Source organism: Lentzea flava (genome assembly GCF_014648475.1).
Classification (GTDB): Bacteria; Actinomycetota; Actinomycetes; order Mycobacteriales; family Pseudonocardiaceae; genus Lentzea; species Lentzea flava.
The window spans coordinates 304591-326584 of the sequence record NZ_BMRE01000003.1 but is presented as its reverse complement, the minus strand read 5'-3'; the positions used below and the strand labels follow the sequence as shown (position 1 = coordinate 326584).

Below are 21994 nucleotides of genomic sequence, written 5' to 3'. Positions count from 1 at the left end.
ACCAGGGTGTGTCACTTGCTCCGCGACACGAACTGTGTCAACTCAGCTGAGACTGAAGATCCAGTCGTCGGACTGGCTGATGCCCCACGCGAAGTAGATCATCTCGCCGATCAGGGCGAGGCCCGCCAGCAACGACAGCAGGTTGCCCAGCGAGCGGCCCTCACGGCGGACCATGACCAGGCCGTTCGCGAGCAAGGCGAGCGGCAGCAGCGCGAGGCCCACCACGGCGAGCACGAACGCGAGCAGCAGCGGCAGGCTGATCACCGGGTTGTCCCGGCCGGCCTCCGCGAGCAGGAGCAGCAGCATCACCAGCGTGATGCCGAGCCAGACCGCGTTGCTCAGCCTGCGGCGGTCGCGCACCATCCCGTAGACGAAGAACGCGGCGGGAATGAGGAACAGCAGGCCGGCGAGCACCGGCCAAGCGTAGTACCGATGATCACTCGGTGCTGCCGGAATCGGGTTGCGGGGCAGGGGGCTTCGGGCGCGGCCTCAGCCGCACGGCTCCCGTCGTGAGGTCGAGCGGGCCGGTCTCCTCGTAGTCCTCACCGGTGCCGGAGTCCGTCGCCTCGCTGCGGAGTTTGCGTCCCGGGAACAACTCACCCAACTGCCCCATGCCCTCGACCCTACCCTCAGAACAGGGCGATGAGCAGCACGATCACCGCGATCGCGACGAGAACGGGGATCAGCACCCCACCGGGCGGCCTGCGGTAGTGGCTGCGGACCGTGGTGGTGCGGAACCAGCTGTACGGGGTGCTGCGACGGTGCCGTCGAACCCAGGGCATCTGCTCCTCCTCACGGTAGCTCTCCGCCTGGGAATACCCCGATCCGCAGCCGGTCACGCACACCCGCGAGCCCCTCGGCCGCCACCGCCGGGTCGCCGATGTCGTTGCCGTACAGCACTTCGTCCCACGGTCCGAGCTGGTACCAGATCAACGCCCGCGCCCGCAGGTCCGCGGTGACGCCGTAGGTCTCGGCGAGCGCGTCCGCGAACTCGGGCGGCGTGGCGTGCAGCGCCCAGGCCAGGTCGACCGCCGCGTCGCCGATGTGCAGGTCGCCGAAGTCGATCACGCCGGTCAGCACGCCGTCGCGGCCCAGCACGTGTTCCGGCCCGAGGTCGCCGTGCACGAGCGTGTCCGCCGGCAACCCGGCGAGCTTGGCGAGGAACTCCTCGCCACCAGGAACGTCCACCTCGGCGCGGAACCGCTCGACCGGCAACGTCACCCGGCCGACACCGCGTTGTTCCGCCTCCGCCACCGGTGTCGCGTGCAGGGCGAGCAGGAACTCGCCCAGCTGGCGGCCCTGGGTCGCGTTGAGCGACGTCAGTTCCTCGCCCGGCACCAGCTCGTGCCGCACGACCAGGGGTTCGTTCGAGACCACGACCGGCACCGGGACGGGCAACGGCAGCCGCGGCGCGAGCCACGGCATCACCACGGACTCGCGCAGCAGCTGCGGCCCGATCCCCGCACGGCGCGGCCGCCGGTCGACCCACCGCCCGTCGACGAGCTCGGCCCTGCTGTCCCAGCCCTCACCCAGGTACGTCACGCGCCCAGTGTTACCAGCAGTTCCCGCGCGTCCGAAGCGAGTTTCGCCTGCGCACGCACACCAGCGGACTCCGGTGCAGAATTCGCGGATGGCCGCCACCGTCTCCTCCAAGCTGCTCTCGCTGCTCGGCACGTTCGACACCAGCCACCGCCGGCAGACGCTGAGCGGCATCGCACGCCGCAGCGGCCTCCCGATCAGCACCGCCCACCGGCTCCTGGCCGAGCTGGTCGCCTGGGGTGCGGTGCGCAGGCTGGAGTCCGGCGAGTACGTCATCGGCCGCAGGATCTGGCGCCTGGGACTGCTGGCGGCGGGCGAGGTCGACCTCAGCCGGGTGGCCGAACCGTTCCTGCACGACCTGCACGCCGCCACCCGCGCGGTGGTGCACCTGGCCGTGCGCGAGGGAACCGAGGTCCTGTACCTGGACCGGGTGTCGGGCCACGCGTCGGTGCCGATCGTCAGCTCGACGGGCAGCAGGTTGCCGCTGCACTCCACCGGCGTCGGCAAGGTGTTGCTCGCGCACGCCCCGGCGGACGTTCAGGAGGAGGTCCTGCAACACCACCTGACGCGGCTCACGGCCTACACGGTGACCGAGCCCGGCCGGATGCGGGCGCAGCTGCACCGGATCAGGCGGGACGGGTACGCGCAGACGTTCGAGGAGATGACGCTCGGCGCGTGCAGCGTGGCGGTGCCGGTGGAGGTGGACGGGCAGGTCGTGGCGGCGCTCGGCATCGTGGTGCCCGACCTGCGCAACGTGCGGGCGCGGCTGGTGGCGGCCCTGCAGGTGGCCGCGCGGGGCATCGGGCGGACGTTGGAGCCCGGTTTCCACCCACCGGAAGCCGGTCTTGGTTGATCACACGGTCTACCGCTTGAATCCCCCACTGTGGCAAGCGAAAAGCGTGAGCTCTTCATAGGCGGCGAAAGCGTTCCCGCGCTGGACGGCCGCACCACTGATGACCTCAACCCGTACACGGGTGAGGTGTACGCCGTCGTCGCCGCGGGCGGGTCCGCGGACGTCGAGCGTGCCGTCGACGCGGCGCAGGAAGCGTTCGCGGAGTGGTCCGCCACGTCGCCGTCGGTGCGGCGGCGGATTCTGCTGCGGGCCGCGGACGACCTGGAGAGCCGCACGCCGGAGGCCATCGCCCTGATGGGCCAGGAGGTCGGTGGCGTCGCCGGCTGGGCCGGGTTCAACGTCATGCTGGCCGCCAACATCCTGCGGGAGGCCGCCGCGGCGGTCACCCAGCCCGTCGGTGAGGTGCTGACGACCGAGACGCCGGGGCAGCTGTCGCTCGCGGTGCGGGAGCCGCTCGGCGTGGTGGCGGCGTTCGCGCCGTGGAACGCGCCGATCATCCTGAGCACGCGGGCCGTCGCGGCGCCGCTCGCCGCCGGCAACACCGTGGTGCTCAAGCCCAGCGAGGAAGCACCAATCGCGGCCGGGCTGTTCATCGCCGACGTGCTGCACGAGGCCGGGCTCCCGGCGGGTGTGCTCAACGTCGTGACGAACGCGCCGGCCGACGCCGCCGCAGTTGCGGAGGCGTTGATCACCGACCCGCGGGTGCGGGCGGTGAACTTCACCGGGTCGACCGAGGTCGGCCGGATCGTCGGAACCATTGCGGCGCAACACCTCAAGCCCGCCGTGCTGGAGCTCGGCGGCAAGAACTCGTTGCTGGTGCTCGACGACGCGGACCTCGACCACGCGGTCGAGGCCGCGACGTTCAGCTCGTTCTTCAACGCCGGTCAGATCTGCATGTCGGCCGACCGGATCCTGGTGCACCAGTCGGTGGCGGAGGAGTTCACGGCCAAGTTCGCCGCCAAGGTCGCCTCGCTGCCCCACGGCGATCCCACCGACCCCGGCACCGTGATCGGTCCGGTGATCACGCCGCGCGCCGCCGAACGCGTGGCCGCGCTGGTCGCCGAGGCGGTCAGCGAGGGTGCCCGCGTCCGGGCGGGCGGCGACGGGAGCGCGACCGTGCTGGACGGCGTGACCCCGGCGATGCGCATCTTCAACGAGGAGATCTTCGGCCCCGCCGTGGTGGTGACCACCGTCGCGGACGACGACGAGGCCGTCGCCATCGCCAACAGCACCGAGCACGGCCTGACCGCAGGCATCCTCACCGAGGACTCGCGGCGCGGCTTCGCCCTGGCACGCCGGATCCGCACCGGCATCGTGCACGTCGGCAACCAGACCGTGGACGACGAGCCGCAGGCGCCGTTCGGTGGCGTGAAGGCCAGCGGCTACGGCAGGTTCGGCGGCCGGTGGGGCATCGAGGCCTTCTCCTCGACCCGCTGGGTCACCGTCTCCCACGAGCACGGCCACTTCCCCATCTAGGGGGTGAGCCCGGCCTCGTGCGCCACGATCGCCGCCTGCACCCGGTTCTGGGCCCCGAGCCGGGTCAGGATGGCGCTCACGTGCCCCTTCACGGTGCCCTCGACGAGGTCCAGCCGCCGCGCGATCTGCGCGTTCGACAGGCCTTCGCCGAGCAACGCCAGCACGTCCCGTTCCCGCGCGGTCAGCGACTCCACGCGGGAACGGGCCTCGCCGACCCGTCCGCCGCGGAACCGCGTGATCATCCGCGCCGCCACTTTCGGTGCGAGGTAGGCACCTCCGGACGCCAGCGCGTGCACGCCCGCGATCAGCTCACGCGGATCGCCCGACTTCAGCAGGAATCCGCGCGCGCCGCCGTCCAGGGCCCGTTCGAGGTAGCCGTCGTCGTTGAACGTCGTCAGCATCGCCACGCCGAACCCGAGGCGCACCAGCTCACCGAGAGCCTCCAGGCCGTCGAGCCGGGGCATCCGGATGTCCATCAGCACGACGTCGGGGCGGTGCTTCAGCGCCAGGTCGATCGCCTCGCGACCGTCCGGTGCCTCCGCCACCACCTCGATGCCGTCGTCCGAACCGAGAATGGCGCGCACACCCGCGCGCACCATCGCCTCGTCGTCGGCGAGCAGAACCCGAATCACGACTCCCCCGTGTGCGGCACCACCGCGACCAGCTCGAACTTGCCGTCATCGCGGCTGATCCGCAGCGTACCTCCCGCGAGCCGCAGCCGTTCCCGCAACGCGATCAAACCCAGCCGGCTGCCCGTCCCGCGCCGCAACCCCGTCTCGTTGCTCGCCTCCACCACGGTGGTGGCGTCCGCCGTCGTCACCTTCAGGACCACCACGGACTTCGGCGCGTGCTTGGCGGCGTTCGTCAACGCCTCCTGAACCACCCGGTGCACCGTTCGCTCCACAGAGGACGGAGCCGGACCGTCCACTGTGAACTCGACCCGCAACCCGGCTGCCACGGCGCGGTCCACGAGGTCCTGCAACCCCACCACGGACGGCGGATCACCGTCGCGCAGCAGGAACACCAGGTCCGCCAGCCGTTCCGTGGCACCGGCGGCCGTCACCCGGAGCTGGGCAGCGGCCGCCTGGTGCTCGGCGGGCAGGGTCATCTCCAACGCACCCGCCTGCAGGGCCAGCAGGCTGAGCTCGTGCCCCAGCGTGTCGTGGACCTCGTGCGCTATCCTCGTGCGTTCCCGCAGGTGAGCGGCCTCGACCTCGGCCGCAGCCAACGCGGCCTGCTGGTGCGCGACCCTGCCGAGCACCCACGGCAGCGCCACCGCCAGTCCCACCACGACGAACGTCACGAGGTCCAGCAGTCCCCCGGCGGCGAACAGGATCACCGGCCAGCCGGGTCCCATCCGGCGGCCGAGCAGGAAAGCCGCCACGAACAGCACGACGCACACCACGACCGTCCACGGTGGCACGTTCTCGCGCATGAAGAACGACACCGTGACAGCAGCGGCCACACACGCCGCGAGCGCCACGATCCTCATCGCCGCCACCTCACCACCGCCACACTGATGTTCATCACGCTGGACACCCCCAACCACACCACAAGCGGCAGCGAGTAGACGGCCAGTTGATAGAACGTGATGTCGCGCCCACCGCTGTAGATCAGCCCGGCCAGCGCGGGCAACGCCACCAGCACGCCCAGCGGCACGAACCTGAGCACCTGCCACGCCTTGGGCAGCCTCCGCGGCCGCCGCAACGCCCGGATCCCGAGCGCCAGCGACAGCAGCGTCAGCCCCGCGAGCACGAGGTCGATGATCAGCCGGGGCGACGAGGGCTCGGCGGGTGTCCTGCCCTCCAGAACGTCGGCGATGCCGTTCTCCAGCGCGTACGTGCCCTCGTTGCCGAGCCCGATCCCGCTGTTGGCCATCACCGCGATGCCGTACCCGGACTGCGTCAGCAGCTGCCCGGCCGTGCTGGTGAACCAGATCCCGCTGTGCCGCAACCGTCCCTGCGAGTCGGTCTCCCAGCCCATGCCGTCCCGAGGTGCCAGCTTCTGCTGTGCCGCCAGCCACTTCGCCATGTCCGCGGCGGTCGTGATCACACCGTCGGAACCCGCGACGAACCGATCCGGCTCGTTCAGGGGCACGGAGAACCCGTAGGCGTACCCGTGGCCGCGCCGGTAGTCCGCAGGGAGATCGCGCGGTGTCACGTCGATCGCGACCGTGTCCCGCATGCCCAGCGGCTCGAAGATGTGCGACCGCAGGTAGTCGTTGAACTTCTCGCCGGACGCCAGCTCCACCAGCCGCGCGGCCAGGTGGTAGTTCGTGTTGGTGTACCGGGGTTCGCCGCCGGGCTCGGCGGTGCGCAGGACGTCCCGTGCCCGCTCCACCGCCTCCTCCGGGGTGTTCGGCTGCGGCAGGCTCTTCTCCGGCAACGTGCGGTCGCTGATGCCCGACGTGTGGCTCAGCAGGTGCCGCGGCGTGATCCGGGACCCGAACACGGGACCGTCCAGGTCGATCTTCCCGGCGTCGGCGAGCTGCCGCACCGCGAGCGCCGTGAACGACTTGCTGACCGAGGCGATCGCCATCTTCGAGTTCTCGGTGATCGGCGCGCCCGCCGAGTCGTGCCCGTAGCCCTGGACCGCGACCACCTGGTCGCCCTTGGTGATCGCCACCGCGACCCCCGGATACGAGGCCTCCGCGGTGAAGGAGGAAACGAACAGCGCCAGCGCCGCCCCCACGATGATGTTCATGAACGAGAACGTAGGAAGCGCCGACCGGGAAAACCCGACCCGGAAGACAGGGCGGACCCCCGACGAAAGTCAGGGGTCCGCTCCGGGTCAACCTGCGATCAGTGACCCGCGGCCATCTCCGCCGCCAGTCGGTCGTCACCGCTCTGCTCCTTGAGCGGCTTCTCCTTGATGAACAGCACCGCGAGCAGCGCCAGCACCGCGAACGGCGCGCCCACCAGGAAGATCTCCGCGGTGGCGGTCGCGTAGATGTCCGCGATCACCGCCTTGATCTCGGGCGGCAGCACCGAGATGTCCGGCACCTCGTTGCCACCCGTGCCGCCCATGGGGCCGAACTTCTCGGCCGCGAGCGACGAGACCTTGTTCGCCAGCACCGCACCCAGCGCCGACACACCGATCGCACCGCCCAGCGAGCGGAAGAACGTCAGCGTCGAAGTGGTGGCGCCGAGGTCGCGAGCCGGCACGTCGTTCTGCGCCGCCAGCACCAGGTTCTGCATCATCAGACCCACGCCGACACCGAGCACGAACATGTGCACGGACACCATGAACACGGTGGTCTGCGCGGTGATCGTGGACAGCAGCAGCATGCCGGCGACCATGACCACGCCACCGGCGACCAGGAACGCCTTCCACCTGCCGTACTTCGTGATCAGCTGCCCCGCGACGGTCGACGAGATCAGCAGGCCGAGGATCAGCGGCAGACCCAGCAGACCGGCCTGGGTCGGCGTCTTGCCGAGCGACAGCTGGAAGTACTGCGAGAGGAACACCGTGCCGCCGAACATCGCGACACCGACGAGGGCGCTCGCGACGGTCGTCAGCGACACCGTGCGGTTGCGGAAGATCGACAGCGGCACGATCGGGTCGTGCGCGGTGGCCTCGACGCGGACGGCCGCGACCAGCAGCAGGACGCCCAGCGTCACCAGGCCCGCGGTCCAGCCCGACCACCAGTCGAACTTCTGACCGGCGCTCGACGACCAGATCAGCAGCGTCGATACACCGGACACGATCAGGAACGCGCCCAGGTAGTCGATCTTCGTGTCCTCCTTGCGCACGACCGGCAGGTGCAGGGTGCGCTGCAGCAGCCAGATCGCGGCGAGGGCGAACGGCACGCCGATGAAGAAGCACCAGCGCCAGCCCAGCCACGACGTGTCGACCAGCAGGCCACCGATCAGCGGACCGGCGACGGTGCCGACGCCGAACACGGCACCGAACAGGCCGGAGTACCGCCCGAGCTCGCGCGGCGGGATCATCGCGGCCATCACGATGGTCGCGAGTGCCGTGACACCACCGGCGCCCAGGCCCTGCACCACGCGGCTGACGATCAGCATCTCGATGTTCTGCGAGAAGCCCGCGATCAGCGAGCCCGCGACGTACAGGCCCAGCGACGCCTGGATGAGCAGCTTGCGGCTGTACAGGTCGGCGAGCTTGCCCCACAGCGGCACGGTCGCGGTCATCGCGAGCAGCTCGGCGGTGACGATCCACGCGAAGATCGACTGGGAGCCCTTGAGCTCGGCGACGATGCGCGGCAGCGCGTTCGACACGACGGTGCCGGCCAGGATCGAGACGAACATCCCCAGCATCAGGCCGGACATGGCCTGGATGACGTCGCGTCTGCTGTGGATCGGTGGCGGAGCTTCGGTTCCTGTGCTCATGAGGTTCCCCCTTCGTGGTGTTGCGGCACGTGAGCCAGCCCGGTGCCGAACAGGTCGAGCGCGTCACCGACCACGTCACCCAACGCGACGCTGTCGTCGAGCGCCCAGCGCGTTACCGCACAACGGAACGCGGCACTGCCGGCCGCGACCAGCAGGCGCGGGTACAGGTGGGACTCGGGCAGCCCCGCCCGCTGCGCCACCGCGCTCGCGAGCAGCTGCTCGTGCTCCGCGCTGGTGGCGAACGCGCGGACCAGCAGGTCCGGCCGCTGCATCAGGACGTCCTTGCGCAGCAGCCACAGGTCACGCGCGTTGTTCAGCTCGTCGGTGATCTCCGCGAGCACGGAGTCGCGGTACGCCTGGAACGGCGTGACGCCGGCCGGTGCGGCCAGGACGCGTGCGGCCATGCGCGGGCCCGCCTCCGGATCCGCGCCGATCAGCGCCTCGTCCTTGCTCGCGAAGTAGTTGAAGAACGTGCGCACCGAGACGTCGGCCTCGGCGGCGATCTCCTCGACGGTGACGTGGTCGTAGCCCCGCTCGGCGGCGAGACGCACGGTCGCCCGCTCCAGCGCCGCACGCGTGCGGCGCTTCTTGCGGTCGCGAAGGCTCTCCCCCGGTTGGCTCACGGGGCAAGAGTACAGGATGGTTTTGCAGTGACTGCAACTTTGCAGACTGTGAAGTACGCCTCCTACGACCAGGGCGTTTTCGGCTTGGGTTGCAACTCGCCGTCGATGAAGAGATCAACGCGCTCGCTGTAGAAGCACGCGAGCCCCGCGACCTTCTGGCTCTCCGGCAGCGGCGTCCGGTAGATCCACACCAGGTCCTCGTGGACCTTCCCGCCGACCTCCACCGACCAGTACGACGCCGTCCCCTTGTACGGGCAGTGCGTCTGCGTGTCCGACGGCCTGAGCAGGTCGAACCGGACGTCGCTCAGCGGCAGGTAGTAGCGCGGCGGGAGCCCGGTCTCGAACAGGATCCGCGGCTGCGACGACGCCGCCAGCGTCACCCCGTCCAGCGCCACCCGGACGTGCCGCGAGCTGCCCAGTACGTCGACGCGGGTGTACGGGTCGCGCGGGTGGACGTAGATCGGCTCGTCCTCCTCGAGCCACTCGTCCATCGCCGCGAACTCGAACCGGACGAGGTCCCGCAGCTCCTCGATCGGCGAGTCCGGGTACGTCAACGCCGCGCCCTCTGCCGTTCCTCCGCTGGTCACGACGTCGTGGACGACGCCGTCACCCCTGCTCGGCGAGTGCTTGGTCTCCCCCGTCGGCTTCAGCTCGACGCGCACGGAGGACAGCGGCAGGTAGTAGGCCGGGTAGTACGGGATCTCCCAGACCAGGCGCGGCGAGGCCGAGTCCACGACCAGATCGCCACCGAAGTACGCACGGACCCGCTTCGCCGAGTGCTCGACCCGCACCCGTCCTCGCTGTTCGTTGCCCATGTCCCATACCAACACGGGACGGGCGGACAGGCTTCCTGAAGTTCACGCGTTCCCGTCGAACAGGCTCGTCACCGAGCCGTCCTCGAAGACCTCCTGGATCGCGCGGGCCAGCAGCGGGGCGATGCTCAGCACGGTCAGGCCGGGGAACCGCTTCTCGTGCGGGATCGGCAGGGTGTCCGTGAGGATCACCTCGCGCGCCTTGCTGGCGACGAGCCGTTCGTGGGCGTCGCCGGACAGCACACCGTGCGTGGCCACGAGGACGACGTCCTTCGCGCCCTGCTCCAGCAGCTGCCTGGCCGCGCCCGTGCTCGTCATCGCCGTGTCGATCATGTCGTCGACCACGACGCACGTGCGTCCCTCGACGTCACCGACAACACGGTTGGCCATGACCTCGTTGGGGCGCAACGGATCCCGCGTCTTGTGGATGAACGCGATCGGGCAGCCGCCGAGCAGGTCCGCCCACTTCTCGGCGAGCCTGGTGCGACCGGCGTCCGGCGAGACGATCGCCAGGTCCTCGCCCTGGTACTTCGCGCGGACGTGGTCGGTCAGCAGCCACATGGCGTGCAGGTGGTCGACGGGCCCGTCGAAGAAACCCTGCGCCTGCGCGGTGTGCAGGTCGACGGTGACGATCCGCTCCGCACCGGCGGTTCTGAACATGTCCGCGACCAGCCGGGCCGAAACCGGCTCACGTCCGGCGTACTTGCGGTCCTGACGCGCGTAGGGGTACGACGGCACGACGGCCGTGATCCGCTTGGCCGACGCGCGCTTGAGGGCGTCGACCATGAGCAGCTGCTCCATCAGCCAGTCGTTGATGGGCGCGCAGTGGCTCTGCATGACGAACGCGTCGGCGCCGCGCACCGACTCCTCGAACCGGACGAAGATCTCCCCGTTCGCGAAGTCGTAGGCTGCCTGCGGGGTGATCGCGACGCCGAGGTGCCCGGCCACGGCCTCCGCGAGCTCGGGATGCGCCCGCCCGCTGAGCAGGATGAGCTGCCGCTTGGCGATGCCGGGCTTGCCGCTGACCATCGTCACGCTCCACGTCCGTCCGGCGATGACCCGATGGTTCAGCATTGCGGCGAGATCACGCAAACGGCAGGTCCGCCGGGTGAGATTCCACGTTGCGGGGCAATTCCGCGTCCCTCGATCGGGCACACCCACAGGTGGCCCTGTAGCAGGTGCCGAGCCCCACACTCCGTATGGATCGGACGACCCCGATTCACCTCTTGGGGTACGCCGAGTGTGATTTCTTGATCAGCGTGCTTGATGGGTCAAGGACGATGCCTACCCTCGTCGCATGCCTGAAGACCAGGACGCTCCCGGACCGACACCGTCGGCACCACCACCGAACCCGATCGTGATGAGCACCCCCATCCACGACCAGATCGCCGACCGGTTGGGAGTGCGCCAGAAGCACCGCCGGCCTGATTGACCGGGTTTTCCCGAAACCGCGTATCAGTTGGGCGATCACGACTTTCGGCGGTCGACGGGTCTGGTGACGAACAGGTAGGAATGGCCCCTCTGCGGACAAGAGGGGAGCTTGCCGATGCGTTTCACCGTGCTCGCCGCGGCCGCCGCGCTCGTGCTCACCGGCGCGCCGGTCGCGCTGGCCGACGCCGGGGTGCCGCGGATCGCCTGGGAGGCCTGCGGACCGGAACACCCCGGCTTCGAGTGCGCCTCGGTGAAGGTGCCACTGGACTACGACAACCCGCGCGGCGCGACCACGTCCGTCGCGCTGGCGCGCAAACCCGCGACGGACAAGGCACACCGGATCGGGTCGCTGTTCCTCAACCCAGGTGGACCGGGCGGCTCCGGCGTCGACTTCGCGCTGCGGGCGGGCGACCGGCTCTCGGCCAACCTGCAGGGCCGGTTCGACATCGTCGGCTTCGACCCGCGCGGCATCGGCAGGTCGGATCCGCTGCACTGCTTCGCGAGCGAGGAGGACCTCGCCAAGTTCTTCGACGGAGTGCCGGGCTTCCCGTACCAGCAGGCGCAGGAGCGGCCGTACTTCGACAGGTATCGCTCGCTCGGCCCGGAGTGCCGCGACGACCAGACGATCGCCCGGCACATGAGCACCGCGGACGTCGCGCGGGACATGGACCTGCTGCGCCGCGCCGTCGGTGACCGCAAGATCTCGTACCTGGGCTTCTCCTACGGCTCGTTCCTCGGCGCGACCTACGCGAACCTGTTCCCGAACAACATCCGCGCGCTCGTGGTCGACGGCGTGCTGAACCCGGAACTCTGGTCGAGCGGCCGCCAGGTCGAGTCGGACCGGATCGCGACGAAGGAGGAGTTCCGCGAGTTCCTCCGCACCTGCGACGAGGCGAAGTGCGTCTTCGGCCCGAACTCCGAGAAGCGCTGGAACGCGCTGCTGACCTCGGTGCGCGCCAAGCCGATCCAGCTGGGCGACGAGGTGTACACCTACGACGCGGTGATCGGCGCCGCGATCGGCGCGATGTACAACCCGCGCGACTGGCCGGCGGCCGCGGACCTGTTCGACAAGCTGTCCGACGCGTCGACGTCGCTTTCCGTTGCGGCGGAACCGGATTACGACAACGGCTTCGACGCCTACAACGGCAACGTGTGCGCGGACATCGAGCTCCCGCACGCGTTCGAGGCCTACCGCGCAACGGCCCGGTACGCCGCAGCGGGTTCGGAGTTCGGCCCGGCCTGGTGGTGGGGCAACGCGGCGTGCGCGAACTGGCCCGTGAACCACGACCGCTTCACCGGCCCGTGGCGCACCCGCACCAACGCGCCGGTTCTGGTGGTGGGCAACCACTTCGACGGCGTCACGGACTTCCGCGGCGCCCAGGCCGTGAACCGCCAGCTCGCCGGCAGCCGCCTGCTGGCCTACGCCGGCTGGGGCCACACGGCCTACGGGCTCAGCAAGTGCGCGACCGACCACACCAACGCGTACCTGCTCAACGGCACGCTGCCGCCGGTCGGCACCGTGTGCCCGGCCAACCCGAACCCGTTCCTGCCCGCGGCGGGGGCGTTGTCGGAGCCGCTGTTCCAGCCGGTGCGGCGGTGAGAGGGGCTCGGGCGGGGTGTGGCGTTTGCGCTTCAGCCCCGCCCGAGCGGGTTCTTCCCACACCGGACTCACCCCGGCCTGGCGCCGAACCCACGCCCCAACTCATGCCCACACAGCACGTAACGCACCCCAGGCGCGGCGGTAGTGCAGGTCAGCGGCGCAGTTCCTGAGCCAGCTCCACGGCCGCCCGCGCCGGATCGTGCCCGAACCGGCTCCCGAACGCGTCGTGCACCCGCCACCCCGCGTGCGTGAGTGCCCGCCAGCGCGCGAGATGCGCCCGTGCCCCTTCCGGGTGCGGGCGCGTCTCCACCGCCACCGCGTCGTCCTTCTCCCCCACCACGAGATCCACCCGCCACTGCCCCACCGGGTACCCCGTCCGCACGGTCAGGCCGGCCGTCGTCAGCTCGCGGGCGAGCGCGGCCGTCCACTCGTCGGACGGCGCGACGCCGGCGGTCTCCGTCGGCGGCACGTCCGCGTGTCTCAGGTACTCCCCGATCAACCCCGGCGGCGAGGCGGCCGAGGTGATCACGTGGACCAGCCGGCGGGCGCGGGTGGTCAGCACCGCGAGCAGGTTGCGGTCGTTCACGAACCGCCAGCCTGCCGGTTTCTCGTCGGCCGCGAGGCTGATCACCACCTCGTCGAACTCGCTGCCCTGGACGCCGTGCACCGTGCCGACGCGGACGCCGCCGGTGGTGATCTCGTCCAGCGTCAGCTCGCGCAGCAGGGCCTCCTCCAGCGCGTCGGCCTGGGCGCGGAACGGTGTCACCACGCCGATCGAACGGACGCCCGCGGCGACGCGTTTGCGGACGTGGGCGAGTGCGGCGTCGATCTCGGCCTGGTTGACGCCCTTCGCGGTGCGTTCGCCCGCGACGAGTTCGGTGTCGATGCAGTCGACGTCCGCGATCGCCGGGTGCGTGGTGAGCAGCGCGATCTTGCCGTCGTAGAACTTCGACGCGGCGAAGCCGATCAGGTGCGGGGCGCAGCGGTGGTGTTCGTCGAGCCAGTGCACGCCCGCGGTCGCGGCCGCCGCGTCGAACAGGCTCACCTTCGGCACGTCGAGCCGGTCGCGCAGGGCCTGGGTGCCCTCCGCGTCGACGGCGGCCTGCACGGCCTGGTCGCTCACGAACGACACGTGCCGCAGCTGGCGGGGATCGCCGCCGATCACCGCGGATCGGCCGCGCAGCAACGCCGGCGCGGCCAGCGGCTGGTCGACGTGACTCGCCTCGTCGATGATCACCAGGTCGAACATGCCCGGCACCGGCGGCAGGATGTCCTCCACATCGGACAACGTGCCCACCCACAACGGCAGCGCCTCCACCAGGTCCGCGCTGTCGATCTCGGCGAGGCCCCTGCGCCGCGCCGCCCTGCCGGAGCGCAGCGCCTTCGCGAGCGCCGCCACGGCTCTGCGCTCCGGTGAACCGCGCCTGCTGACCGCGAACTCCTTGAGCCAGGCTGCGGTGGCCGCGCGGCTCGTCGCGTCCTCGGCCATCAGCAACGGCCGCAGCTCGCGGAACGTCGACCCGCCGCTCGCACCGATCCGCACCGCGGCCGCGGTCTGCTCGGCCGCGGCGATCGCGGCGGCGAGATCCTCTACGGACACCTCACCCGCGCCGGTCAGCCTGCGCGCCCTGCGCACCGCCCAGCTCGTCCGCAGTCCACTGAGGAATCCGGTACGTGGACGCAGAAGTCCTTGCAACACAGCGAAATCGACGCCGGCCCGGAACGCGTCAGGGGCGACGGACCGGTGCGCGGGCATCAACGCCTGGTGCAGCCGGGCCTCGGCCGCCAGCCGCTCGTCGTCGAGGGCGGACGCGACCGCGCGCTCGATCCGGCCGACCGCCGCGGCCGCGGTGCGCCGGGCCCGGTCGAGCTCCGCCAAATGCTCCGGGTAGCTCCTGGCGGACAGGCCGTCGCTCAGCTCGCGCGCCATCTCCTGCCGCAGCTCGGAGTCGCCGAACAACGCCGGCACCGGCCCGCCCGCCCGGCGCAGCGCCGCACCGAGCACGTCCGCCGCGTTGCGCGTGCGGCTGGCGAGCAGCACGGACCTGCCCGCCGCCACGGCGTCCAGCGCCAGCGCGGCGAGGGTGTGCGTCTTGCCGGCGCCCGGCGGCCCGCCGACCACGGTGATCCGCGCGCGGCGGGCGTGCTCGACCGCCCGCTCCTGGCTGTGGCTGAGCGGCAGCACCGATCCGATCGGGGCGTCGCGGCCGTCCACGCGCTCACCCCACCCGTAGAGCGCGGCCAGCGCGGTGTCCTCGAGTCCGGTCGCGGTCGACCAGGAGAACAGCGCCGAACCCTGCTCGGTGGTCACGACGGGCTCACCGGCGTGCAGCCCGGAACCCATCGCGACGACCAGCTCACGGCCGTGGATCAGCGAGTTGGGGTCGGCGCGCACGATCGGCACGTTCTCGAACCCCGCCAGCCGCAGCGTCTCGGTGATCCACCGCTCGGTCGGCGCGAGCATCGCCTCCCGTTCCGCGGTCCGCGCCCAGTCGTCGATCAACGGGAACACCGCGACGTCACCGGCCACGTGGAACGCGTAGGTGGAGCCCAGGCCGTGGTGCAGCCGCATCGGCCGGGAGACCAGCGGCAGGCACACCCGGCGGCGCTGGCCGCCGATCTCCGCGGGACCGGTCAGGAACGCCCAGCCCAGCCGCAGCAGCCGGTCCTCCTGGTGCAGTGCGTCGAACGCGGCGAGGTGCTGCACCTGCCGGCGGGCCTGCTTCGGCACGGTCCAGGTGATCGGCGTCCACTCCTGCCCGTTCTGCGTCGCCGTGATCGCCCGCCACGCCGGCTCGTGATCACCCAGCCACAGCAGCCCCGCCGCCTTGCTGAGGTCGAGCTGGACCTTCTGCGGTTGCTCCGCGGCGCTGAGCCGGGCCAGGGTGCGCAGGACGGCGGGCACGTTCACAACGCTCATGGTGCCATTCGAGCTCGCCTACCCCGCCGAGCACTGCGTCCCGTTGAGCGTGAACGCGGTCGGCGCCGAGTGCGGACCGTAGGCACCGCCGTTGTACCCGATCTCCACCGACGCACCAGGCTCGATCTTCGGGTTGTAGTCGGCGTTCACCGCGTTGACGGTCGCACCGGACTGCCGCGCGGTGGCGTTCCACATCTCCCTGACCGACTCGCCCCGCGTGAAGTTCCAGCGCAACGTCCAGCCGTTGACCGGTGCGGTTCCGGTGTTGCGCACGGTCACGTAGGCCTGGAACCCACCCTGCCACTGGCCGGTGATCTTGTAGGAGACCGCGCAGGCCGCACGGGCGGCCGGCGAAGTCGTGGTCGTCGGCGCCGGTGGTGGCGGCGGCGGAGACTGCGGCGTTGTCGTGGTGGGGGCGGGAGCGGGAGCGGCGGTGGACGTGGCGGACCCGTTGCAGGGCGGGCCCCACAGTCCCCGTTTCGCCGCGGACGCCTCGGCCTCGGCGTTGATCAGCGGCCCGCCGTCGACGCCCTCCGGACGCATCGCGCCCTGCGTCACGGCGAGCACCGCGTAGTCGGTGCCGTCCTCCAGTTCCATGGTCACCTCGCCGGGGGCGAGGCCGGTGAAGCGGACGGACCTGGCCAGCAGCGTCGTGCGCGCGAACATCAGGGACGCCTCCGCCCAGCAGGGCGCGGGCGGCGCCAGCTGCGAGACGCGGACGCGGGAACCGTCGGCCAGTTCGACGGTGCGGCCGTCGATCACGTCCCGCACGACGGTGAGGACGTTCTGCGGCGGCACCACCTCGTTGATGAGCGTGGGAGGTTTCATCGGGGAGGTCGTGGACGGTGGCGGCGCGGCCGGCTCAGCCGTGCACGCTCCGGTGAGCAGTACCAACGTCACCAGCAACTGCCTGCGCGCCACCGTCGTCACTCCCGAGCTATCTGACCGAAGAAGCTGTCCACCGCTGGTTCGCACCAGAAGTCGCGTGGTACAAACCGATTCTGGCTCCGTCCTCACGCGACTCGCCGACGACGTCGAGCAGCGATCCGGTCGCGACGTTGACGAACGTCCAGCTGTCGTCGCCGGTGGACGACAACACCCACCTGGCAGCAGGACTGTCGGTGGAGATCAGCGTGGCGTTACCGTCCACAGCGGCGATCCGCTGGCCGGTGGCGGCGTTGACCACGGAGAACTGGACGTCGTTGCCGTAACCGCCCGTGCGGCGCTCCAGCTTCCACACCTGGTCGCGCGCGGCCGCGTCGGTCGTGCGCTGGACCAGCGAGGTGCCCGACGGCGCAAGGGACTTGCCGCTCTGCACACCGGTCAGCCGGTAGGTGCCGGACAGCGCGCCGGCGCGGTTCAGGCCGCTGACACCGGAGATGTCGAACGTGACCACCGACCGCGCGGGAACGGTGAGCGTCGCCTTCTTGTCCTTGACGCGCACCGCGGCGCCCTTGACCAGCGCGCCGAACATGTCCGTCACGATCGGCCGCACGGAGGCGTTCGGCCGCACCGAGCCGAAGCCCGACAGGTCGAGCGTCACCGACTGCGGCTGCTCGGACTGGTTGAGGTGCACCACCGTCTTCAGCTCGGTGTTGCGCACCGCCGCGACGTCGGTCTTGGTGTTCACCTTGACGAGCCGGTCGCCGGGCTTCACGTAGTGGGTGAAGTTGCGCAGGGTGTGGAACTTCGTGTTGACGCGGGCGGGGCACGTCGCGAGCGTGTCCTGCGGGCCGCAGTTGAACGGGATCTGGACGACGCCCCAGTTCATGCCGTTCGGCGACTCACCGCCCGGCTTCATGTTGTCGTAGTCCTCGATCGCCTGCCACAGCAGCCACGCGCGCGGCTCCAGCTCGCGCAGGTCGTCGATCACGCGTGCGGCGATGCCCAGACCGGAGTCCATGGCGGTGAAGTTCTGGCTGTTGCCCCACGAACCGTCGACCTCGCTCATCCACAACGGCTTGTCCGCCGCCTTGGCGATGTCACGGGCTGACGTGCGGCGGTCCTGGCCGTAGGTGTGAACGTTCAGCTGGCCCAGCTGCTGACGCACGGACGCCGGATAGCCCGCCCAGTCGTCGGCGAAGATGCCGGGGTTGGTCTCGTCCGGCGCGGACACGACGGCCTTCAACCGCTTGGCGCGCAGCGCCTCCACCACGGCGGGCACGACCTTCGCCTGCAGCGCCGGGCTCATGTGCGCGCCCTCCTGGCGGCCACCCGTCGGGTTGCCGTCGGGGCCGAGCTTGGTGCTCCAGTACGGGGTGTTGGGCTCGTTGAACGGATCCAGGGTGTCGAACTTGATGCCGTGCGCGCGTTCCAGCTCGGCGGTCGCCTGCGTCAGGTACGCGGCGAAGTCGGAGATGCGGTCCTCGCGCAGCTGGTCCGCGGAGGCGTCGAAGCCGCCGGACACGTACCCGCTGACGGTCTGGAACCACGGGGGCGAGTTGCTGAACGCCTCCCACTTGGTGACCTTCGACTTGATCCGGTCGACCCACCAGCGCTGACGCGGGTCGGCCGACGCGTCGAAGAACCTCGGATCGCCGGGCTTCCACCAGTCGGTGTCGGTGCGCTTGGTACCCTCCGGCGCCTTCCACCAGCCGGGCACCGCCGCACCCGCGCGGAGGTACTGCGGCACGTCAGGAGCGTTGCCGCCACCGATGTTGTAGCGGGCGATGTTGAGGTTGAGCCCCTCCTCTCCGAACAACAGCTCAGCGAGCTGGTTGCGGATCTCGTCCGGGTAGCCCCCGGTGGCGTTGGCGAACCACACCAGGCTCGTGCCCCAGCCCTGGAACGGTTCGTGCTGATACGTCGGATCCGGCCGCACGGTCACGGATTCCACGGCGGCCACAGCGGGCACGCCGCTGGACACCACTGTGGACAGTGCGAGTGCCGAAGCGGCGAGAACGGCAGGGATTCTTGTCATCGGTTCTCCGTCGAACTGGCGATGTGCGCGCTAACATCTACCAGTAGGACCTCATGCTGCGTCAAGGGTCCATCACCCTGCGTTGAGGTCCTGTCGAACGGTGGCGCGTCCGTTCGACAGGACCCTGGGAACGCTCACCCCCGAGGAGAGGCGGGCCCTGGACGCTCACACCCCGAGGAGGGTCACTTGAGCGAACAGGTGGCGAATCGTTCCAGCCCTTCCGGCTTCGCGGCGACCCGGCCGATGGCCGTTTCGATCCGGTTCAGCGTCGCGACGCGCTTGTCCTTCAACGGTCCGAGGATGGCGTTCTGCACGAAGTTCGGCCCGCCCTGACCGGCCGAGGTGCGCAGCCGCTCGTTCGCCTCCGCCTGCTGCTGGCCGAGGAGCTGCAGGTTGCGGTCCACTTCGGCCTTGGCCTGAGCGGGCACGTTCTGCACCACCGGCACCGGGCACTCGATCGTCTTCCCCGACGCCGACGAACCGTTGCCGGCGTTGTTGCCCGCGTTGTTCCCGGCGTTGCCACCGTTGTTCCCGGCGTTGTTGCCGCCGTTGCCGGCCGGCGCAGGAGCCACCGCGGGCGCCTGGCCGAGTCCGCAGGGAGCGAACCGCTCCAGCCCTTCCGGCTTCTCCGCGACGCGGCCGATGGCGGTCTCGATCCGGTTCAGCGCCGCGACCCGCTTGTCCTTCAGCGGTCCGAGAATCGCGTTCTGCACGAAATTCGGCCCGCCTTCGCCCGCGGAGGTGCGCAACCGGTTGTTCGCCTCCGCGATCTGCTTGTCCAGATTGGCCAGTTCGCGTTGCACCTCCGCCTGCGCCTGGGCGGGTACCGCCGGAACGACCGGCTTCGGGCAGGCGATCGACTGACCAGCACTGTTACCACCCTCCCCCGCGGCGAACGCGGCGATCGCGGTACCGGCGGTCAGCGAGGCGGCAACGGCGATTCCGGCAATGAGCACGCGCTTGCGTCGCTCTGGTTTTGCATGTGCTCTCGACATTTCGAACCCTCACGAATCAGTGGACGAGATCTGCCGGCACAGCGGGATACGGACCGGGACGATTAACGGTTCAACTACTTGTGAGCGCTCACAGCAAGTGCAATGCTGGCGACCTCTTCCGCAGACCGCACCTGCGCAGAATCCGGGGACGCCATGCCAGCTGGGCACAGAGCCGTGCATGACCAACTACGCCTGAGAGTCCAGGGCGTGAACCTCAAGATCGCCGCGGTGCGCCGCGGCGGCCACGACGAGCCGATCGTGTTCCTGCACGGGTTCGGCACGAGCAAGGAGGACTACACCGACATCACGCAGCGGCACGACTTCTCCGGCCGTGCCTTCCTCGCCTACGACGCACCGGGCTGCGGCGCCACGCGGTGCGACGACCTCGCGGCTGTCGACGTGCCGTTCCTCGTGGACACGGCGCAGGCGGTGCTCGACCGGGCGGGCATCGGGCGGTATCACCTGGTGGGGCACGCGATGGGCGGTCTCACGGCACTTCTGCTGGCACACCGCCAGCCGGGCCGCGTGCTCAGCTTCGTCAACATCAAAGGCACGCTCGGCCCCGAGGACTGCCTGCTGAGCAGACAGGTGCTGAGTCAGGACCCCGGCGACTTCCTCGCCCAGTTCGCCGAGCACGCCCGCCGCTCACCGCAGTACGCGAGTGGTCTGTACGCGGCAAGCCTCACGCACAAAGTCCACCGCGGCATCGTGCACGGCGTCTTCCGCTCGATGGTCGAACTGGCCGACCACGGCAACCTCATCCCGAAGTTCCTGTCGCTGCCGTGCCCGAAGATGTACCTGTACGGCGAGGAATGCGCTTCCCTGTCGTACCTGCCCAGCCTCGACGCGAACGGGGTGGAGCTCGCCGAGATCCCGCACAGCGGGCACTTCCCGATGTACTCCAACCCCGTCGCGATGTGGAAGCGGATCGCCGCGTTCTACGCGCGCGACCTGTGTCAGCGCATTCCCGCGGCCAGGCGGTGGTAGGCCGCGTTCCAGCGCAGCCGGTCACCGAACTGGGCGGGCGTGGTCGACGAGTCGATCAGCACCAGTTCGGTGGCCGCCATCGTGGCGAAGTCGTGCAGCGTCTCCGCTCCGACGGCCTGGGTCAGCACGGTGTGGTGCGGACCGCCCGCGGTGAGCCAGCACTCGGCGGACGTGGACAACGACGGCGCCGGCTTCCACACAGCCCGCGCGACGGGCAGGTTCGGCAGCGGCTCGTCCGGGCCGACGACCTCGATCTCGTTGGCCACCAACCGGAAGCGGTCGCCGAGGTCGGCCAGACCGATCACGACGCCCTGGCCGGGTGCCGCGTCGAACACCAGCCGCACCGGGTCCTCCCGGTCGCCGATGCCGAGGGCGTGGATCTCGCAGGACGGCACCTCGTCCGCGATCGTCGGGCACACCTCCAGCATGTGCGCGCCCAGCACCTTCGGCTCACCCGGTCCGAAGTGGTAGGTGTAGTCCTCCATGAACGAGGTGCCGCGGCCGGTTCCCGCACCCATGGCCTTCACCGCGGCGAGCAACGCCGACGTCTTCCAGTCGCCCTCACCGCCGAAGCCGTAGCCGTCGGCCATGAGCCGCTGCACCGCGAGGCCCGGCAGCTGCCGCAGCCCGCCCAGGTCCTGGAAGTTCGTGGTGAACGCGCCGAAGCCGCCGTCGTCCAAAAAGGACCGCAGGCCGATCTCGATGCGGGCGGCGTAGCGCAGCGACGCGTGCCGGTCTCCCCCGCGCGCCAGCTCGGGAGCCAGCCGGTACGCCTCGGCGTAGTCGGCCACGAGCAGGTCGATGTCCGCGTCGGACACCGCGTCCACCACCTCGACGAGGTCGTTGACGCCGTAGGTGTTCACCGAGACGCCGAACCGCAGCTCCGCCTCGACCTTGTCGCCCTCGGTCACCGCGACGTCGCGCATGTTGTCGCCGAACCGCGCCAGCCGCAACGACCTCAGGTGCGCGAACCCGGCCGCGGCACGCGCCCAGCCGTCGATGCGCTCGGCGAGCTTCGGGTCGCTGGCGTGCCCGGCGACGGTCTTGCGCGCCACGCCGATGCGCGTCTGGACGTACGCGAACTCCCGGTCGCCGTGGGCGGCCTGGTTGAGGTTCATGAAGTCCATGTCGATGGTGGACCACGGCAACGCCTCGTTGAGCTGCGTGTGCAGGTGCAGCAACGGCTTGCGCAGCAGGTCGAGGCCCGTGATCCACATCTTGGCCGGCGAGAACGTGTGCATCCACGCGATCACGCCGACGCACGACGGGTCGTTGTTCGCCGTCTGCATGATCGCGCGGATCGCGGCCGCGTCGGTGAGCACCGGCTTCCACACGATCTCGGCGCTGATCCGGCCGGACTCGGCGAGCATCTGCTGGATCTGCTGCGACTGCGCGGCCACCTGGTCGAGCGTCTCAGGACCGTAGAGGTGCTGGCTGCCGGTGAGGAACCAGACCTGCGGCTTGCCCGCGAACGACATGTGCTCTC

At 70.4% G+C, this 21994-nt stretch carries 21 protein-coding genes; 5 read left to right on the top strand and 16 right to left on the bottom strand.

Going from position 1 to position 21994, the window contains the following annotated elements:
* Nucleotides 1-42: 42 nt before the first annotated feature.
* Genes IEZ09_RS08150 through IEZ09_RS08135 form a run of 4 tightly spaced genes read right to left on the bottom strand, consistent with a single transcriptional unit; the run spans nucleotide 43 to nucleotide 1542 of the window.
* Nucleotides 43-414 carry a hypothetical protein gene (locus IEZ09_RS08150; protein ID WP_189252969.1) on the bottom strand — a complete coding sequence of 124 codons (372 nt, stop codon included), beginning with the start codon at nucleotides 412-414 and terminating at the stop codon, nucleotides 43-45.
* 22 nt (nucleotides 415-436) lie between these two features.
* On the bottom strand, nucleotides 437-613 hold the full coding sequence (locus IEZ09_RS08145; protein WP_189252968.1) for a hypothetical protein: 177 nt from the start codon (nucleotides 611-613) through the stop codon (nucleotides 437-439).
* Between the two features lie 16 nt (nucleotides 614-629).
* Nucleotides 630-782 (bottom strand): hypothetical protein, encoded by a 153-nt coding sequence (locus tag IEZ09_RS08140; protein ID WP_189252967.1) that lies wholly within the window; start codon nucleotides 780-782, stop codon nucleotides 630-632.
* Between the two features lie 10 nt (nucleotides 783-792).
* On the bottom strand, nucleotides 793-1542 hold the full coding sequence (locus tag IEZ09_RS08135) for an aminoglycoside phosphotransferase family protein (RefSeq protein ID WP_229812340.1): 750 nt from the start codon (nucleotides 1540-1542) through the stop codon (nucleotides 793-795).
* An 88-nt stretch (nucleotides 1543-1630) separates the two neighbouring features.
* On the opposite strand from IEZ09_RS08135, the gene IEZ09_RS08130 reads away from it, so the two are divergent.
* Together IEZ09_RS08130 and IEZ09_RS08125 are read left to right on the top strand one after the other, a co-directional pair.
* A complete protein-coding gene (locus tag IEZ09_RS08130) occupies nucleotides 1631-2392 on the top strand; it encodes an IclR family transcriptional regulator (RefSeq protein WP_189252965.1) in 762 nt (253 codons plus the stop codon).
* 30 nt (nucleotides 2393-2422) lie between these two features.
* Nucleotides 2423-3868, top strand: a complete 1446-nt coding sequence (locus tag IEZ09_RS08125) for an aldehyde dehydrogenase family protein (protein WP_189252964.1) — start codon at nucleotides 2423-2425, stop codon at nucleotides 3866-3868.
* Here IEZ09_RS08125 and IEZ09_RS08120 read toward each other — a convergent pair.
* The 7 genes from IEZ09_RS08120 to IEZ09_RS08090 form a co-directional block, all read right to left on the bottom strand.
* Nucleotides 3865-4500, bottom strand: a complete 636-nt coding sequence (locus IEZ09_RS08120; protein WP_189252963.1) for a response regulator — start codon at nucleotides 4498-4500, stop codon at nucleotides 3865-3867. The two genes, IEZ09_RS08125 and IEZ09_RS08120, sit on opposite strands and share 4 nt — an antisense overlap.
* Nucleotides 4497-5360: a sensor histidine kinase gene (locus IEZ09_RS08115; RefSeq protein ID WP_189252962.1), complete on the bottom strand. Its 864-nt coding sequence runs from the start codon at nucleotides 5358-5360 to the stop codon at nucleotides 4497-4499. The genes IEZ09_RS08120 and IEZ09_RS08115 overlap by 4 nt, the downstream gene beginning before the upstream one ends.
* Nucleotides 5357-6571, bottom strand: coding sequence for a serine hydrolase domain-containing protein (locus IEZ09_RS08110; protein WP_189252961.1), 1215 nt, complete (start codon nucleotides 6569-6571; stop codon nucleotides 5357-5359). Before IEZ09_RS08110 ends, IEZ09_RS08115 begins: the two co-directional genes overlap by 4 nt.
* A gap of 98 nt (nucleotides 6572-6669) precedes the next feature.
* Nucleotides 6670-8220, bottom strand: a complete 1551-nt coding sequence (locus IEZ09_RS08105) for an MDR family MFS transporter (protein WP_189252960.1) — start codon at nucleotides 8218-8220, stop codon at nucleotides 6670-6672.
* On the bottom strand, nucleotides 8217-8843 hold the full coding sequence (locus IEZ09_RS08100; protein ID WP_189252959.1) for a TetR/AcrR family transcriptional regulator: 627 nt from the start codon (nucleotides 8841-8843) through the stop codon (nucleotides 8217-8219). Before IEZ09_RS08100 ends, IEZ09_RS08105 begins: the two co-directional genes overlap by 4 nt.
* Before the next feature lie 62 nt (nucleotides 8844-8905).
* Complete coding sequence (locus tag IEZ09_RS08095; RefSeq protein WP_189252958.1) at nucleotides 8906-9658, bottom strand: DUF427 domain-containing protein; 753 nt, start codon at nucleotides 9656-9658, stop codon at nucleotides 8906-8908.
* 42 nt (nucleotides 9659-9700) lie between these two features.
* Entirely contained in the window at nucleotides 9701-10684 is a 984-nt protein-coding gene (locus tag IEZ09_RS08090; protein ID WP_189252997.1) for a ribose-phosphate diphosphokinase, read from the bottom strand.
* Nucleotides 10685-10952: 268 nt separating this feature from the next.
* On the opposite strand from IEZ09_RS08090, the gene IEZ09_RS47410 reads away from it, so the two are divergent.
* Nucleotides 10953-11087 (top strand): hypothetical protein, encoded by a 135-nt coding sequence (locus IEZ09_RS47410; protein ID WP_268247609.1) that lies wholly within the window; start codon nucleotides 10953-10955, stop codon nucleotides 11085-11087.
* A gap of 114 nt (nucleotides 11088-11201) precedes the next feature.
* Nucleotides 11202-12686 (top strand): alpha/beta hydrolase, encoded by a 1485-nt coding sequence (locus tag IEZ09_RS08085; protein WP_189252957.1) that lies wholly within the window; start codon nucleotides 11202-11204, stop codon nucleotides 12684-12686.
* A gap of 151 nt (nucleotides 12687-12837) precedes the next feature.
* On the opposite strand, the gene IEZ09_RS08080 is transcribed toward IEZ09_RS08085, so the two are convergent.
* The 4 genes from IEZ09_RS08080 to IEZ09_RS08065 all read right to left on the bottom strand — a co-directional run bounded on the left by IEZ09_RS08080 (nucleotide 12838) and on the right by IEZ09_RS08065 (nucleotide 19482).
* Nucleotides 12838-15606, bottom strand: a complete 2769-nt coding sequence (locus IEZ09_RS08080) for an AAA domain-containing protein (protein WP_189252956.1) — start codon at nucleotides 15604-15606, stop codon at nucleotides 12838-12840.
* A gap of 18 nt (nucleotides 15607-15624) precedes the next feature.
* Complete coding sequence (locus IEZ09_RS08075) at nucleotides 15625-16506, bottom strand: cellulose binding domain-containing protein (RefSeq protein WP_189252955.1); 882 nt, start codon at nucleotides 16504-16506, stop codon at nucleotides 15625-15627.
* A 37-nt stretch (nucleotides 16507-16543) separates the two neighbouring features.
* Nucleotides 16544-18526: an RICIN domain-containing protein gene (locus IEZ09_RS08070; RefSeq protein ID WP_189252954.1), complete on the bottom strand. Its 1983-nt coding sequence runs from the start codon at nucleotides 18524-18526 to the stop codon at nucleotides 16544-16546.
* Between the two features lie 182 nt (nucleotides 18527-18708).
* Nucleotides 18709-19482: a hypothetical protein gene (locus IEZ09_RS08065; protein ID WP_229812339.1), complete on the bottom strand. Its 774-nt coding sequence runs from the start codon at nucleotides 19480-19482 to the stop codon at nucleotides 18709-18711.
* Nucleotides 19483-19728: 246 nt separating this feature from the next.
* Between IEZ09_RS08065 and IEZ09_RS08060 the strand changes: the two genes are divergently transcribed.
* Complete coding sequence (locus tag IEZ09_RS08060) at nucleotides 19729-20508, top strand: alpha/beta fold hydrolase (protein WP_229812338.1); 780 nt, start codon at nucleotides 19729-19731, stop codon at nucleotides 20506-20508.
* Here the strand turns inward: IEZ09_RS08060 and araA are convergent.
* Nucleotides 20478-21986 (bottom strand): L-arabinose isomerase, encoded by a 1509-nt coding sequence (araA, locus tag IEZ09_RS08055; RefSeq protein WP_189252951.1) that lies wholly within the window; start codon nucleotides 21984-21986, stop codon nucleotides 20478-20480. The genes IEZ09_RS08060 and araA overlap by 31 nt on opposite strands.
* Nucleotides 21987-21994: the final 8 nt, after the last annotated feature.

What these genes read in the sequence shown, in the direction of transcription:
- IEZ09_RS08130 (WP_189252965.1), top strand. Translation starts at nt 1,631, where the DNA reads ATGGCCGCCACCGTCTCCTCCAAGCTGCTCTCGCTGCTCGGCACGTTC.
- araA (WP_189252951.1), bottom strand. Translation starts at nt 21,986, where the DNA reads ATGTCGTTCGCGGGCAAGCCGCAGGTCTGGTTCCTCACCGGCAGCCAG.
- IEZ09_RS08140 (WP_189252967.1), bottom strand. Translation starts at nt 782, where the DNA reads ATGCCCTGGGTTCGACGGCACCGTCGCAGCACCCCGTACAGCTGGTTC.
- IEZ09_RS08095 (WP_189252958.1), bottom strand. Translation starts at nt 9,658, where the DNA reads ATGGGCAACGAACAGCGAGGACGGGTGCGGGTCGAGCACTCGGCGAAG.
- IEZ09_RS47410 (WP_268247609.1), top strand. Translation starts at nt 10,953, where the DNA reads ATGCCTGAAGACCAGGACGCTCCCGGACCGACACCGTCGGCACCACCA.
- IEZ09_RS08085 (WP_189252957.1), top strand. Translation starts at nt 11,202, where the DNA reads ATGCGTTTCACCGTGCTCGCCGCGGCCGCCGCGCTCGTGCTCACCGGC.
- IEZ09_RS08115 (WP_189252962.1), bottom strand. Translation starts at nt 5,360, where the DNA reads ATGAGGATCGTGGCGCTCGCGGCGTGTGTGGCCGCTGCTGTCACGGTG.
- IEZ09_RS08090 (WP_189252997.1), bottom strand. Translation starts at nt 10,684, where the DNA reads ATGGTCAGCGGCAAGCCCGGCATCGCCAAGCGGCAGCTCATCCTGCTC.
- IEZ09_RS08070 (WP_189252954.1), bottom strand. Translation starts at nt 18,526, where the DNA reads ATGACAAGAATCCCTGCCGTTCTCGCCGCTTCGGCACTCGCACTGTCC.
- IEZ09_RS08080 (WP_189252956.1), bottom strand. Translation starts at nt 15,606, where the DNA reads ATGAGCGTTGTGAACGTGCCCGCCGTCCTGCGCACCCTGGCCCGGCTC.
- IEZ09_RS08105 (WP_189252960.1), bottom strand. Translation starts at nt 8,220, where the DNA reads ATGAGCACAGGAACCGAAGCTCCGCCACCGATCCACAGCAGACGCGAC.
- IEZ09_RS08110 (WP_189252961.1), bottom strand. Translation starts at nt 6,571, where the DNA reads ATGAACATCATCGTGGGGGCGGCGCTGGCGCTGTTCGTTTCCTCCTTC.
- IEZ09_RS08145 (WP_189252968.1), bottom strand. Translation starts at nt 613, where the DNA reads ATGGGGCAGTTGGGTGAGTTGTTCCCGGGACGCAAACTCCGCAGCGAG.